Origin of the sequence: Methylocapsa palsarum, assembly GCF_900114285.1 — a bacterium.
Classification (GTDB): domain Bacteria; phylum Pseudomonadota; class Alphaproteobacteria; order Rhizobiales; family Beijerinckiaceae; genus Methylocapsa; species Methylocapsa palsarum.
This window is the reverse complement of the sequence record NZ_FOSN01000007.1, coordinates 172,344-185,656: the sequence shown is the minus strand read 5'-3', so window position 1 is coordinate 185,656 and position 13,313 is coordinate 172,344. Positions and strand designations below refer to the sequence as shown.

The window sequence follows — 13,313 nt, the reverse complement described above, 5'->3', positions numbered from 1 at the left end:
ATCGATCTTGAGCGCTGTATGTGCGCAGGCTTTTGCGGAAATCGCGACCCCACTCTGCGGGAACGAAAATTTCTGCGCCTTCCGTCTTAAATCATATGGCCCCCGCCGCCCTGACTTCAAGGGCGACGGTCCGACTCGAAACTGGTCGCCGTAGGGGCGCACAGAAAAACAGGCTCGACACGGGACTCGCGTCAGCGAAGAAAGCGGCGGTCAGGCCGCTTCTTCAATGGCGTCGTCACCCTCGATGTCTTCCGCCTTGCCGCGGCGCGGGCCCTTCTGAAGTTGGCTCTCAATCAGTTTGAGGGATTCTGTTTCCGTCAACTTGTGAACGACGACCACTTCCCGGGCCATCCGATCAAGCGCCGCCTCATAAAGCTGACGCTCGGAGTAGGACTGTTCCGGCTGTGACTCGGACCGATAGAGATCACGAACGACCTCCGAAATCGCAACGAGATCCCCCGAATTGATTTTGGCCTCGTATTCCTGGGCGCGCCTCGACCACATGGTGCGCTTGATGCGCGCCCGGCCGGCCAAGGTATTGAGCGCTTTCTTGACGACGTCGGCTTCGGCGAGCTTCCGCATCCCGACGCTCGCCACTTTTGGAACGGGGACTTTCAAGATCATCTTGTCCTTGACAAAAATGATCACAAAAAGCTCAAGCTTGAAGCCCGCGACTTCCTGCTCTTCGATCGCGACGATCTGACCGACGCCATGGGCGGGGTAGACGATATACTCCAGGGGCTTGAATCCTTGCCGGGCGCCGCTCGGGGTCTTTGCGGGGCGGGCGGGGACGACCGGCTTGTCGACGAGAGGAGAGTCGATCGCAGCTTCTCCGGAGACGGAGGATACGGGATCGTCAGCCATTACAGGCGATTGAACGTCGGCCGGAGGCGCTGTTCGTATTTTCGTCGCCTCTTTCTGCGTTTTGATCAGGGATTCGACATTGGACTCCCGGCGAACGGGCGTCTTCGAGCGCGCCGGGCTCGGTGTCACAGCCTCGATTGCCGGCTCGACTGAGGAAGCCGTCGATTCACCAGTTTTTTTCTTCTCGATTTTTTTTGTCACCGTCGTCCGATCGTGTAGCCTTGACCCGGAGGTCGAATTTAAGGTTTCGGCAACCGATCCGGAGATCGCCGCCGGGTTCAAAGTCTGCTTCTGCCTAGCGACAAGCGGAGCAACCGCCGGGGCGTCCGCTGTGGTCGCAGGGAGGGCTGTCTTGTCTCCTTCGTCAACGTTGCGAGCCGTTCCATGCGGCCTTGCCGGCGCTTTGTGAAGCGACGCTTTTTTCAGCGGCGCAACGGCGACCGCGCCCTTTAACCTCGCCGCAGATCCGTCGCCGGACTCCGGAGAGATGTTCTCGACCCCTCTAAATTCAACGTTTCTCCCGGAGACGCGGCCTTGGAGGTTCTTCGCCCCAATTCGAACCGCAGCTACGACAGGGTCTGAACGAACGCCTGATTTGGCGCCGCTATTCGCCGCCTTCGCCTTTGCCGCCTTCGCCGATTCGGCCTTCACCAGGGTCTCGACGCCTGCGTCTTTACCGCCGCCCTTAACGGGAAGACCGGCTGTCCCGCCCTTGGAATCGGACTTATCGCGTCTATGCTGTCCACTCGCCCGGACCGCTTGAGCGCGCGGCTTTGATCTCGATTCGATCGCTTCCCTGGCGGCGATTGTCGCTGGATTTGCTGGCGTTCGCTTCAGACTTTCGCCCCGACGGAGGGGCGTTTTTGTCGCAGACGGCTTAACGGTCGCAGACGGATTATCGCTCTTTTTAACGGACGCCATAAGCGCTCCTTTTGTTGCCCCGCTTTGGAGACGGGGCGTCTATAAACGGCGAAGTTTCCGCCGCTCAGAGAACTCGATTTCCCACTCTGGAAAGGCGGGAAACGAAGAACTCCTAATGGTTAGTTGATTGGCTCAACTTAAGATCAAAAGAAAATAAGGCCCCGGCGCCGCGCAATTGCTTCAAGAAAAAGCCATCTTGCGTCTCGTGGGGCCCCCATGAGGATGAGGACGTCGGTCAAACGCCCACCCCTCTACAGAGAGGGCACAAAACCTATATAACACGGAATAGGGTGAAAATCAAAGACATGTTGCTTTTTTCAACGGCGGAATTCATCTTGCCTTTGGTTGAACGAGGCGAATTGTTTTTCGTCAATCGCCCTGCCTCAATCGCCTTGCCCTGGAGTCGGGGAAAAATAGGCGTCGAATTTGCCTGGAACGCCGTCGAAAGCCTTGGCGTCCGGCGGTGCGTCCCGCTTGACCGTGACGTTGGGCCAGTTTTGAGACATGTCCAGATTAAGCTGAAGCCATTTCTCAAGTCCCGTCTCTGTATCCGGCTTTATAGCCTCCGCGGGGCATTCCGGTTCGCAAACGCCGCAATCGATGCATTCGTCCGGATGGATCACGAGCATGTTTTCGCCTTCATAGAAGCAGTCGACCGGGCAGACTTCGACGCAATCCATGTATTTGCATTTGATGCAGTTTTCGACGACCACATAGGTCATGACTGGCTCCTTTGGCCGGCTGAGGCCGCCGATTTTGCCGCAGCGGGATAGCGATGCCGCCCACCTTGCAGCCCGACTGGGGGCCGGCGGAAGACGTTTAGCCGCAACTGATTGATTCAGTTATTTTTTCTGCTAACGCCAAGCATCGCAGGGACCGTTCACTAGCGCTTTTGGCTCAGTTAATCAAGGATCTTCGCTGTCCGGCTTGAGCCGCGACGTTGAACATTTGACGCCGCAGTACAAAAAGGGCGGCGTGACGGCGGGCTCAGGTCTCGGGCGACGGAGCGAAGGTTAAGTCTTCAAACAATGATTGCGCCTCAGGGAATGCGGCGCGGCGGGAGGCCGAAGTGACGACCTTCAGAACCCGCACCTGATGATCGAGAGCGATTGTCAGGATGTCGCCAGGGTGCACCGGCTTAGCCGCGGTTTCGATCCGCCTCGCATTGAGGCGGACATGACCGTCGCAGACCAGCCGGGCGGCGAGGCTTCGCGATTTTACAACGCGCGCGCACCACAACCATTTGTCGATCCGCTGCTTTTCGATCATGCCTCAGCGATTCAAGAGGAGACTGCCATAAAGTAATCGGCCCGAACTTTTATTCAAGGCGCGACGGCTTATTAGGCGAGAAGCCCGCGCCGGGAAGGAGTCAAGGGGCTCGCGGCGAGGGCGGCGCCGTCCGCGTCGTCGATCCCCGGAGCTCCCGAACAGGCGTTCCAAAGCCGTTCGACAAAATCCGGGCTCATATCGCGCAAGATGAAGACGATGCGGGTGTCTTGGTCCTCGTCGGGCCATGCCTCAAGGCGCACGGGGGGATGAAAGACATGCTGCACGCCATGAATCACGACCGGCCGCAAGGGATCGTCCGCGAGGGCGATGACGCCCTTCACCCGGAGCAGGCCCGGCCCATGCGCGGCGCGCAGCAGTTCCAGGAAGATGTTGAAGGCGGCCGGGTCGATCGGCGGCTGACGGCGAAGACAAAAGGCCCGGATGCGTTCGTCATGGCGATTGACGTCACTTTGATTGGCGGCGTGATCATGGCCATGATCATTTCCGCTCGCCGCATGGCCATGATTATGATGATGATCATGATGGGCGTTCGCGGCGAACGCTTCCGCGTTCAGCCATCGGCGCACATCGAGAGACTTGCGGTTCGGGTCATAGAGTCCGCAGTCAAGAAGAACCGCCGCGGTCGCCTCGCCCTTGGCGGCGTCGAAGACGCCAGCTCCCGGATTCAAGTCCGCGAGGCGGCGGCGCAAACCGTTCTGATCGCAGGCGCCCGACAAATCCGTCTTCGTCAGAACGATCCGGTCGGCGACAGCCGCCTGTTTCACCGCCTCTTCGTGGGCGTCAAGCGTCGCGGCTCCATTCACGGCGTCAACAAGGGTGACGACTCCGTCAAGGCGGAATCTCAGCATTAGATAGGGGTGCGTCATAATCGTATGAAGGATTGGCGCAGGATCGGCGAGACCTGTGGTTTCAATCACAACCCTCTCGAACGGCGCGATGCGGCCATTGTCGCGCCGCCGCAGAGCATCCTCCAGCGTTGTGATGAGATCGCCGCGAATCGAGCAGCAAAGGCAACCCGAATTCATCAGCAGCATGCCGTCGCCGCTTCTCTCGACCAGCAAATGGTCGAGGCCTATTTCGCCGAATTCATTGATGACGACCAACGTGTCGGCGAGGCGCGGATCGCGCAGCAGGCCATTGAGCAGCGTCGTCTTTCCCGCGCCGAGAAAACCGGTGATGAGCGTCAGCGGAAGGGGCGGCGGCGGGCGGGAGCTTCGTCGACCGACTAGATCAGGAGAAGCAGCAAGCGCCTCATTTATTGGCATGTTTTTCGATTTTCGACGCCTTCGCCTTGCCTGCCGCGCCGGCGGCCTTGCTCACGCCATGAATTTTCGAGGGGACATGAGCCTTCGAGGCGACATGCGGCGCGGGCTTTTGGCGGGATCCCTTGGCGGTCCGGCCCTTGACCGCCTTTGTTTGCGATGTCTTCACCGCGGCCGAGGCCCCGGATTCATCGTCGCCTTCGATTAATTTGGTCGAAGACGCCGCCGGCATCGGCGGCGGCAGATGCGCCAGGGCCGCGGCGCCCCTGGCCTTGCCGCGGCGCATGGGAAGCGCGTCCGGTCGGGACGCGAGGGGAGCGACGCTCCCTTCGAGCGTCTGCGGGTCGCTCGGGGCGTAGGCGATCGCCGGTCCCGGCGTCCCTATGGGAGAATGCGGCGGGCGCGGCTGGGCGATCGGTCCTGCGTAATCGGCCGGCGGGCCGGCGAAGACGGGAACGGGCTCGAACGGCGTCGGCGGGGTCATCGCGATCCGGCTCGCCATGGGCGAGAGTCCGGCGAGCGCCCGGGAATTATAAAAATAGGTGCGGTCGGGCGCGGTGAAATCCTGAGCCTTGGCGGCCGCCAGCGGCGCCATGAGAGCCTCCACCTCGGCGGAGGATTCGGCGATCGCCCTGGCGCGAGCGCGGCACACCGAATCATGCATATCGGGCGCGGCCGTTCCCTGCTGCTGCGGCAGGCTCGCCAGCGACAAGGTCGGCTGATCGACGCCAGCAAATCCACGGTCTAGCAAGGCCGCCGTCTTGATCATGCGCTGGGTGGCGGTGGGCGAGCCCAGAACCACCGCGATCAGGCGCCGGCCCCCGAGACTGGCGCTTGCGACCACGTTGAATCCGGCGGCGCATGTGAAGCCCGTCTTCATCCCGTCAACGCCCGGATACCGGCCGAGGAGGTTGTTATGATTGGCGATGATCTTGTTTCCGAGCCGCAAGGCCCCGATTCCAAAAAGATCCGCCTGATCGGGAAAGGTCAGGTACAGCGCGCGCGCAAGGACGGCGAGGTCGCGCGCCGAAGACACATGGTTGGGATCTGGCAGGCCATTCGGATTGACGAAGTGAGATTGAGCCAGACCAAGGGATGCGGCCGAGGCGTTCATTTCCTCGGCGAAGGCCTCGACCGATCCGGCGACGCCCTCGGCGATGGTAATGGCGACGTCGTTCGCCGACTTCACCATCAGCATTTTCAAGGCGTTGCCGAGCGTCACCATCGAGCCGGGCCGAAATCCCATTTTCGAGGGCGGCATGGACGCTGCGCGGGCGGACACGACGAGCGGAGTGTCAAAACCGATCTTATGATCGCGAACCGCCTGCAACGAGACATAGACGGTCATAAGTTTCGTCACCGACGCAGGATACCAGGGTTGCGTCGCGTGATCCTGGTAGAGGACCGCGCCCGTGTCGGCGTCGATCAAGAGAGAGGGGTTCGCCCGAGCGGATTGCGTCGCGCCGCACAGGAGGGCCGCGACGGCGAAAGCGGCGACGCGGCGCGCCAGCGCGGCTGTTTTTGGGTTCCGGCTCGACACGCGGGCCTGCGCCGACTCGATCAAGGGATGCTCCAGGCCGATCTAGAAAAAACGACGTTTGAAACTCAGCCGAATCCGGAAGGAAAACTCTACCTAGGAATCGAAAACCAGGTTGATGTGCTTTGAATTATTCACGTTACTCCAACGAAACTTGCCTGAACAGGTCAAATCGCTGAAGCTGGCTACGTCCGAGCTTTGCCTTACGCCATCGAGCGTTAGTTCATTCTCATGGCCTAAATGTGGTCTTGGCCAGACCGATCCCGATTTTTGGGCGCGCGGCGGTCTTGCCCGGTCTCCCGGCGTCTCATTGCGTCGCCTGAAGCGTGGCTTTTACGCCTCCGGCGAATGGATCCGTTCGGGTTGAACGCCGAGCCCGATCATGCGGCCCGGCAACCGGCGAAGAATCGGAAAACGGATAAAGAGGCGCAGGAACCACGGCGGCGCGATCTTTCCAGTCGCGCCCAGCACTCTTGAGATAAAGTGGTCTTGAATAAAGACCTGGATCGCCTGGGTGATTTTGGTTGGCCGTTCGCGGCGGGCCTGAACCAATCCCAGCGTCTCGTTCGAAAGAGGCCCCTCGCCGAGCAATGGTCTGGACAGAAGATTCGCGGTCGCGATGGCGTCCTGGATCGCGAGGTTGACGCCGACTCCTCCGATCGGAGACATCGCGTGCGCGCAATCGCCGATGCACAACAGGCCCGGCCTGTTCCAGACCGGCAACCTGTCGACGGCGACGGTCAGCAGCTTGACGTCGTCGAAGCTCTGCAATTCTTCGCTGCGGTCAGAAAGAAAGGGCGCGAGGGTTGAAAGCTGCGCGCGAAGAAACCCGATTCCCTCCGCTTTCACTCTCTCGGCCGAGCCTTTCGCGATGACGTAGGCGCATTGCCAATGTTCGCCGCGATTGATGAGAATCAAAATCTGTCCCGCGTCGATTCGCCCGAACGATTCCGTGGGGTCGCCGGCTTTCCGCGAAAGCCTGAACCAGAACACATCCATCGGCGCGCCGATGTTGTGCGGCGTGAAGCTCGCCGCCTCGCGCACGATCGAATGACGCCCATCCGCGCCGACGGTCAGATCCGCGCGGATCGTCAAAAGGTCGTCCTTTGTCTCGGTTCTTGTCCTGGCATTGACGCCGACGACGGCGCCGCCTTCGACGACAAGACCGGTCGCCTCCGTGGACATGAGGAGCCGGAAGGTTTTGTAGCGTTTGGCTTTTTCCGCCAGGAAATCGAGGAAATCCCATTGCGGCATCATCGCGATGAATTTCGCTCGCGTCGGCAGATGGGAGAAATCGGCCAGGGGAATCGTAACATCGCCGATCTTGCCCGAAAGAAGCGGGACTTCCTGATGCGGCAGCTTCAGGAATTCGTCGAGAAGCCCGAGGTCGTTCATCGCCTCGAGCGTCGAGGGGTGAATCGTATCGCCGCGAAAATCGCGCAGGAAATCGGCGTGCTTTTCGAGCACAATTGTATCAATCCCCGCGCGGGCGAGAAGCAAGCCAAGCATCATTCCCGCCGGGCCGCCGCCGACGATGCAGCACCGGCAGGAGAGCGAATCCGCCGTTAAAGGCTCGTTTTCGGTCATGGCTCCGCCGCTTCTCCTATGCGCCGAATCGGGAAGATAGCATGAAGGCCTTAAATTAAAGCGAACTTGCGCCCTGGGGTTTGTCACCCGCGGCCAGGCAAGCGGCGTGGTGGCGGGGGCTTTACTTGAAGCGAGAATCCTTGAGCGGAGCCGGAATCGGCTCCGGCCGCAACCTGAGCGCCGCGCTGACGACAATGGCGACGGCGATGTTGGCGGCGAGTGCGATCAGGCCCGAGTAGAGGGTGATCTTCGCGTCGCCGAACGCGAGGGTGTGCAAGGGTTTGTAATTGTTCAGCCAGATCAGCCAGGTGCCGCCAAAAAAACCCGTGGCCCAGCCCGCCAGCAGGCCGCCCGCCCGGAACCAGCCCGTGTAAAGCCCGAAAATCACGGCGGGGAAGGTCTGCAGGATCCAAAGGCCCCCCAGCAATTGCAGATCGAGCGCAAATTGCGTCGGCAGGAAGAGGATAACGAGAAGCGCCCCGGCCTTGACGAGCAGCGAGGTTATTTTGGCGACCTTCGTCTGCCCCGCGTGCGAGACCTCGGGGTCGACATAGGCTTTCCAGAAATTGCGGGTGAACAGATTGGCCGCGCCGATGCTCATGACCGCCGCCGGGACGAGCGCTCCGATTGCGATCGCCGCGAAGGCGAACCCCGCGAACCAGCCGGGGAACAAGGACTGGAAAAGCGCCGGAACGACGTCGTTGTTGTTCGCGAGCTTCAGCCCCGCCGCGTGGCCCATGTAACCCATCAGGGCGAGCAGGCCGAGCAGGACGGAATAGGCCGGAAGCAGGATGGCGTTCCTGCGGATCGTGTCGCCGCCGGAGCTGGCGAACACCGCCGTGATCGCGTGCGGGTACATGAAAAGCGCCAGCGCGGAGCCGAATGCGAGGCTGAGATAGGCCGGAAATTGCGCTGGCTGAAGCAGGATGCCGCCCGATCCCTTGGCCTTGAAGGCGGCGTCGGCGGCGTGGAAAATGGCGCCGTAACCGCCAAGCTTCGCCGGGATCAGCACGGTCGCCGCGATCACGACGATATAAATCATGATGTCCTTGACGAAGGCGATCAGGGCCGGCGCGCGCAGGCCGGATGAATAAGTGTAAAAGGCGAGGATCAGAAACGCGAGGACAAGCGGAATCTCGCCCTTGAGGCCCAGGGCGTGGATCACGGTCTCCATGCCGATCAGCTGAAGCGCGATGTAGGGCATTGTCGCGATCACGCCGGTCAGGGCCACCGCGAGTTCGAGCGGACGCGAGCCGTACCGGCCATGCACGACGTCCGCCGCGGTGACGTAATCATTGTCCTTCGCATTCTTCCACAGCAGCGGCATGACGACGAAAACGAAGGGATAGATCATGATCGTGTAAGGCAGGGCGAAAAAGCCGTAGGCGCCGACCGCATAGACGAGAGCCGGGACGGCGATCATCGTATAGGCGGTGTAAATGTCGCCGCCGACGAGGAACCAGGTGATCCAGGTGCCGAACTGGCGCCCGCCAAGGCCCCATTCGTCGAGATGCGCCAGCGTCTTCGGCCGCCGCCAGCGGGCGGCGAGGAAGCCCATGACCGTGACGAGGCCGAAGAAAAACAGGAAAACCGCAAGCGCCGGGTAATTCATCTCAGCGGTCATGGCGGGTCCGCCGGTAGACGATCCAGGTCAGCACGGAGGTGATCGGCACAAGCGCCAACTGGTACCAGTAGAAAAACGGAAATCCGAACGCTTCGGGTGAAATCCGGTTGTAAAACGGAACCCACGCCAGCGCGGCGAACGGAACAAGGAGCAACAGCCAGATCAGCCGCATGGGACGCGTCTTTTCGATTTCATGCGTTCCAAGGCTTCTCTCGAGCGTCCACGATCCGCGATTCGGTCATGCTTAGCGTAACTATTAGCACAGAATCAATCGCGTCTGGCCGCGGGCGGCGCGCCCGTCGTCATTCGGGCGAGGGTCGATACACCCCTGAATTTCTACTCGGTAATGATTTTGTAGCGCTCGCCGGTCTGCAACGCGGCCTGCGATTCGAGGCCGTTGATCAGCAGAAAGAAATCGAGCTGGCGATCGGGCACCGCCATTCTGGCGGCGAGGGCGTCGGCGTCTTCCCCGGCCTTCGCCGTGACGATTCCGACGCGCAGCGGCCGGACCGCGCGGATCTCCTCCGCCGAGGCGTGATGAAAGGAGTCGAGCGCGGAGCGGAAGCGCTTTTCACTTTCCGCGCCGAGGGTTCGCGTCGCGAAGATCAGCCGGTACACTTCGGTGGGCTCGAGGCGAATCACGGCGACGCGGAAACTCCACTCTCCCGCATGCGCCGTCGCGATCGCCGCCGGCGCGCCGTTGACGGAATCCGTTTCGATGGAGCTTGCCAGGAGGCCTTCGATCCAGCCCGACGCGAGATAGGTTTCGAGCGTCACGGTCGGCGGAGCCTTGGCTGTGTCAAGCCGTAAAGCCTCAGCTCCGCCGCCGGCGACGCCAAGAACAGCCTGGGATGAGGTCTCGAGAACAAAGCCCTCCGGCGCCGTGAAGGCGAAGCCAAGACGCCCGTGCACATAGCGTCGTCCTCGAATGGCGCCTTCGGAGGGATCGTCGCCGAAGGCCATGCCTTCGATCGCCGCGAGATAGGCGGCCCGATCCGTCGCGCCGATGCCGGGAGCCGAGATCTGGCGGGCGGCGGCGATCGCCTGGGTGACGCGCTCCGGGGTGGAAGGATGCGTCGCCAGTATATCGGGCCGGTCGGCGCTGGCGTTCTGGCCGATCAGCGACGTCCGCATCGCGGCCGAACGGCCGAGGGCGCTCAGGAACCTCGCCGCGCCATAAGGATCAAAGCCCGCCCGCGCGATCGCCCTGATGCCAATCTCGTCGGCTTCCAGTTCCTGCTGACGGGAGAAGCTGGCGATCGTCCTGCGCGCCGTAGCCTCGACCTCTTCGCTCTTCTCCTTGTTCTGGATGACGCTCGCGGCGCGGCTGATCACGGCGGCGCGCTTTTCTTCCTCTTCCCTGCGGAGCGCATGCCGGGCCGTGATATGGGCGATCTCGTGCGCCATCACCGCGGCGACCTCGGACGCGTCATTGGCGAGCGCCAGAAGGCCGCGCGTGACGTAGACATTGTCCGGCGGGAGGGCGAAGGCGTTCACGATCGGCGAATTCAGGATGGTGACGCGGTAGGGGTCGCTCGCGGTTTCCCCCGTGTCCGCCAGCCTGACCAGAATTTTATTGAGGTAATGCTCTGCGGAGGGATATTTATATTCGCCATTGAAGAGAGCGACCATCCGCCGGTGTTCGGCGGAGGTTTTGGTCTCGAGGCCCGCCGCGCGCGGCGGCGGCAGCGGCGGGGTCGGGGCCGCATTCATCGGTTCGTTGCCGGGCGGCTCCAGCGATGCGCACGCGGTCAAGGTCAGCGCGGCCGCGAAGGCGATCGCTGATCCCGGGCTAAGCCGCCGCTCTCGAGGAGAGCGGAGCCTCGACCATAGATTTGACACAACGGCAGTCATTGACACTCTCAAATAATACGCGGCGGCCGTCTCATCGCCGCTCGACGGAGGGGTCTGACGCGCCATCGCCCTGAACCGTCTTGATCACCTCGACCTCATCGGGGTTAGAAATTTCGACCTGCGGTCCAAAACGCAGGTCCAACAGGCCCCGAACCCGGATCTTCTGGCCCTTTAAAGCGGCTAAATCCAGTCCCGCCGATTCGAAGAGCTTGATCGCACGTTGCGCGACGGTGACGGCGAAATCCCGACTCCGGCGCGGTCCAAAGAAGAGCGTCGAGCGATAGCGTCCGACATCGACGCCCGACACCTCGCCTTCGACGATCACGGACGTTCCCGCCCTTTCCGTAAACGCTCCGCGGTCGGTCGGCTTGAGGACCGCATAATACGGATCGGCCCAAAGTCCAAGACGGCCGGCGCGCGCCGAAGCTTCGGCGGCCAGCATCTGAGCGCCGCAGGGCCGGGCGGAATCGGCCTCGTACCGGGCGAGGCCAGCTTCGAGAACGGCTCGGCGCACCGGCATGATGGGCGATCCCGGCGCGCCGGCGCGCGCGAACGCCTCGACCGTGACGCGCCCCCACCGGTCGCGCCGCCCCTCGACCTGACGGAACCAGATCTCGCGGCCGGTCAGCCAATCCGCGACTTTGTCTCGCGTCATGATGTCAAGGTAGGGATCCAACGGGGTTGGCCGGGGCGGATCAAGCCCCGCCAATTTTAGAATCCTGCCGTCTTCGAGCGTCAAATCGATCCTTTCGTTGACCGACATCACCAGCCCGATATCGAGACGATCGGCCTCGCCCTGTTCGAGACTGCCGCCGTCATAGGCGCAGGGAGCGCCCTCGCGGCCTGGCGTCGCGCCCGCGGCGTTCCCGCAAAGGAGGCCGGCGGCGAGACAACCGAAGAGAGCGCCACTGCGAACGCCGCGGCATTTCGCCGCTAATGGCGATTTCGTGGCGGTGTTCAGGATTTTTTTCTCCTTTTGCGTTCGCGCGGGGGAATATCGCTATCGCAGGTTGGGATATTGGTCATTGATTTTTTTGTGCAATGCAATGGGGGCGTGCTTCGATTGGTTGAGCGGCAAAAGCCCTTGTTAAGCCGTCTAGAGGAAGCCAAAAGCTGGATCGAACTGGCGCCGCCGGGTGAAGCCAGAGCGGCTGAAAATTTAGACAAAGGCCCCTAATTGTGCAGCGCACAAAGGCAAAATCAATCCTTTCGGGTAGTCGTTACCTACCTGATAGAAGGTCATCTAAGCCCGCCTGTCAGAGTATTGTTCATATCATTACGCGCCTCTAATCGTATCGCCGGACGATCGACCATCTTCGGTCAAATCGACCGCGACAAACGCCAATGCGAGGATTCTTGGGAGGGCAGAACTCCGGCCCGTGTGGCGTCATGGTCAATGATCCCCAATGTTAAGAATAAATCTCTTCTAAATCTGAGAGGCAAAACACATGAGCTTAATTTCGGAAACATCAGCCGCACGCGCGGGGGCCGAAGCCTCCTCCGCCGAGCGTCCGATTTTCAATCCGGTGCCGCTCGCGATTGGCTCCGCGGCGATCTGCATCTGGTACGTGCTCGTTCGTATTTATGAGCAATATTTCGGCTGGTACGCGGGTCTCGACTCGTTCACCCCCGAATTCCAGACTTACTGGATGACGATTCTCTATATCGAGGAGCCGGTCGAACTGATCTCCTTCCTCGCCCTCGTCGGCTATCTCTGGAAGACCCGCGACAAAGACGTCGCCAACGTTGCGCCGCGTGAAGAACTGCGCCGCATCTTCAACCTGCTGTCGTGGATCCTCGTCTACGCTGTGGCGATCTACTGGGGCGCCAGCTTCTTCACGGAGCAGGACGGCACCTGGCATCAGACCGTTATCCGCGATAACGATTTCACGCCCAGCCACATCATCGAGTTCTACATGAGCTACCCGATGTACATCATCGTCGGCGTCGGCGGCTTCATGTACGCCCGCACCCGTCTTCCGACCTTCGCCTGCAAGGGCTGGTCGGTCGCCTACGTGCTGCTCTTCGTCGGCCCGTTCATGATCTTCCCGAACGTCGCGCTCAATGAATGGGGCCACACGTTCTGGTTCATGGAAGAGCTGTTCGTTGCTCCGCTGCACTGGATGTTCGTGTTCTTCGGCTGGTTCGCTCTCGCCGTGTTCGGCGTGTCGCTTCAGGTCCTTGGCCGCGTCAAGGAACTCGCCGAAGGCGCCCCCATTCCTGCGGAATAATATCGACCGATTGGAGGCGGGCCGGTTCTCCGGTCCGCCGCATACCTAAGAACCGGTTGACCCTTCGCGCTTCTTAAAGATTCAAAATCAGATTTATCAGCGTGCTGGTTCCGCCGGCCTGGATACGGCTTGCGCCGTCTGTA

General features: G+C 61.4%; 11 protein-coding genes. 1 reads left to right on the top strand and 10 read right to left on the bottom strand.

The features are described 5' to 3' along the window. Window positions 1-210: 210 nt before the first annotated feature. The 10 genes from BM177_RS20605 to BM177_RS09970 form a co-directional block, all read right to left on the bottom strand. Complete coding sequence (locus BM177_RS20605; RefSeq protein ID WP_091681838.1) at window positions 211-864, bottom strand: CarD family transcriptional regulator; 654 nt, start codon at window positions 862-864, stop codon at window positions 211-213. Between the two features lie 1,304 nt (window positions 865-2,168). Beyond that, window positions 2,169-2,507: a ferredoxin FdxA gene (gene fdxA, locus BM177_RS10010; RefSeq protein ID WP_091681708.1), complete on the bottom strand. Its 339-nt coding sequence runs from the start codon at window positions 2,505-2,507 to the stop codon at window positions 2,169-2,171. Window positions 2,508-2,772: 265 nt separating this feature from the next. Further along, complete coding sequence (locus BM177_RS10005; protein WP_091681706.1) at window positions 2,773-3,054, bottom strand: RNA-binding S4 domain-containing protein; 282 nt, start codon at window positions 3,052-3,054, stop codon at window positions 2,773-2,775. Between the two features lie 71 nt (window positions 3,055-3,125). Then, complete coding sequence (locus BM177_RS10000; RefSeq protein ID WP_091681703.1) at window positions 3,126-4,340, bottom strand: CobW family GTP-binding protein; 1,215 nt, start codon at window positions 4,338-4,340, stop codon at window positions 3,126-3,128. After that, on the bottom strand, window positions 4,327-5,901 hold the full coding sequence (locus BM177_RS09995) for a D-alanyl-D-alanine carboxypeptidase family protein (protein WP_244532242.1): 1,575 nt from the start codon (window positions 5,899-5,901) through the stop codon (window positions 4,327-4,329). The genes BM177_RS10000 and BM177_RS09995 overlap by 14 nt, the downstream gene beginning before the upstream one ends. Window positions 5,902-6,207: 306 nt before the next feature. Beyond that, the gene (locus BM177_RS09990) at window positions 6,208-7,461 is read right to left on the bottom strand and encodes an FAD-dependent oxidoreductase (RefSeq protein ID WP_091681700.1); all 1,254 of its coding nucleotides are present in this window, start codon (window positions 7,459-7,461) and stop codon (window positions 6,208-6,210) included. 121 nt (window positions 7,462-7,582) lie between these two features. After that, window positions 7,583-9,085, bottom strand: a complete 1,503-nt coding sequence (gene mctP, locus BM177_RS09985; RefSeq protein ID WP_091681697.1) for a monocarboxylate uptake permease MctP — start codon at window positions 9,083-9,085, stop codon at window positions 7,583-7,585. After that, the gene (locus BM177_RS09980; RefSeq protein WP_425284388.1) at window positions 9,075-9,275 is read right to left on the bottom strand and encodes a DUF3311 domain-containing protein; all 201 of its coding nucleotides are present in this window, start codon (window positions 9,273-9,275) and stop codon (window positions 9,075-9,077) included. The genes mctP and BM177_RS09980 overlap by 11 nt, the downstream gene beginning before the upstream one ends. 146 nt (window positions 9,276-9,421) lie before the next feature. Beyond that, window positions 9,422-10,939: a M48 family metalloprotease gene (locus tag BM177_RS09975; RefSeq protein WP_091681833.1), complete on the bottom strand. Its 1,518-nt coding sequence runs from the start codon at window positions 10,937-10,939 to the stop codon at window positions 9,422-9,424. A 31-nt stretch (window positions 10,940-10,970) separates the two neighbouring features. Further along, the gene (locus tag BM177_RS09970) at window positions 10,971-11,702 is read right to left on the bottom strand and encodes a thermonuclease family protein (protein ID WP_091681692.1); all 732 of its coding nucleotides are present in this window, start codon (window positions 11,700-11,702) and stop codon (window positions 10,971-10,973) included. A 685-nt stretch (window positions 11,703-12,387) separates the two neighbouring features. Between BM177_RS09970 and amoC the strand changes: the two genes are divergently transcribed. Further along, entirely contained in the window at window positions 12,388-13,170 is a 783-nt protein-coding gene (amoC, locus tag BM177_RS09965) for a bacterial ammonia monooxygenase, subunit AmoC (protein ID WP_091681690.1), read from the top strand. Window positions 13,171-13,313 lie beyond the last annotated feature (143 nt).

What these genes read in the sequence shown, in the direction of transcription:
- BM177_RS20605 (WP_091681838.1), bottom strand. Translation starts at nt 864, where the DNA reads ATGGCTGACGATCCCGTATCCTCCGTCTCCGGAGAAGCTGCGATCGAC.
- fdxA (WP_091681708.1), bottom strand. Translation starts at nt 2,507, where the DNA reads ATGACCTATGTGGTCGTCGAAAACTGCATCAAATGCAAATACATGGAT.
- BM177_RS10005 (WP_091681706.1), bottom strand. Translation starts at nt 3,054, where the DNA reads ATGATCGAAAAGCAGCGGATCGACAAATGGTTGTGGTGCGCGCGCGTT.
- BM177_RS10000 (WP_091681703.1), bottom strand. Translation starts at nt 4,340, where the DNA reads ATGCCAATAAATGAGGCGCTTGCTGCTTCTCCTGATCTAGTCGGTCGA.
- BM177_RS09990 (WP_091681700.1), bottom strand. Translation starts at nt 7,461, where the DNA reads ATGACCGAAAACGAGCCTTTAACGGCGGATTCGCTCTCCTGCCGGTGC.
- mctP (WP_091681697.1), bottom strand. Translation starts at nt 9,085, where the DNA reads ATGACCGCTGAGATGAATTACCCGGCGCTTGCGGTTTTCCTGTTTTTC.
- BM177_RS09975 (WP_091681833.1), bottom strand. Translation starts at nt 10,939, where the DNA reads ATGACTGCCGTTGTGTCAAATCTATGGTCGAGGCTCCGCTCTCCTCGA.
- BM177_RS09970 (WP_091681692.1), bottom strand. Translation starts at nt 11,702, where the DNA reads ATGTCGGTCAACGAAAGGATCGATTTGACGCTCGAAGACGGCAGGATT.
- amoC (WP_091681690.1), top strand. Translation starts at nt 12,388, where the DNA reads ATGAGCTTAATTTCGGAAACATCAGCCGCACGCGCGGGGGCCGAAGCC.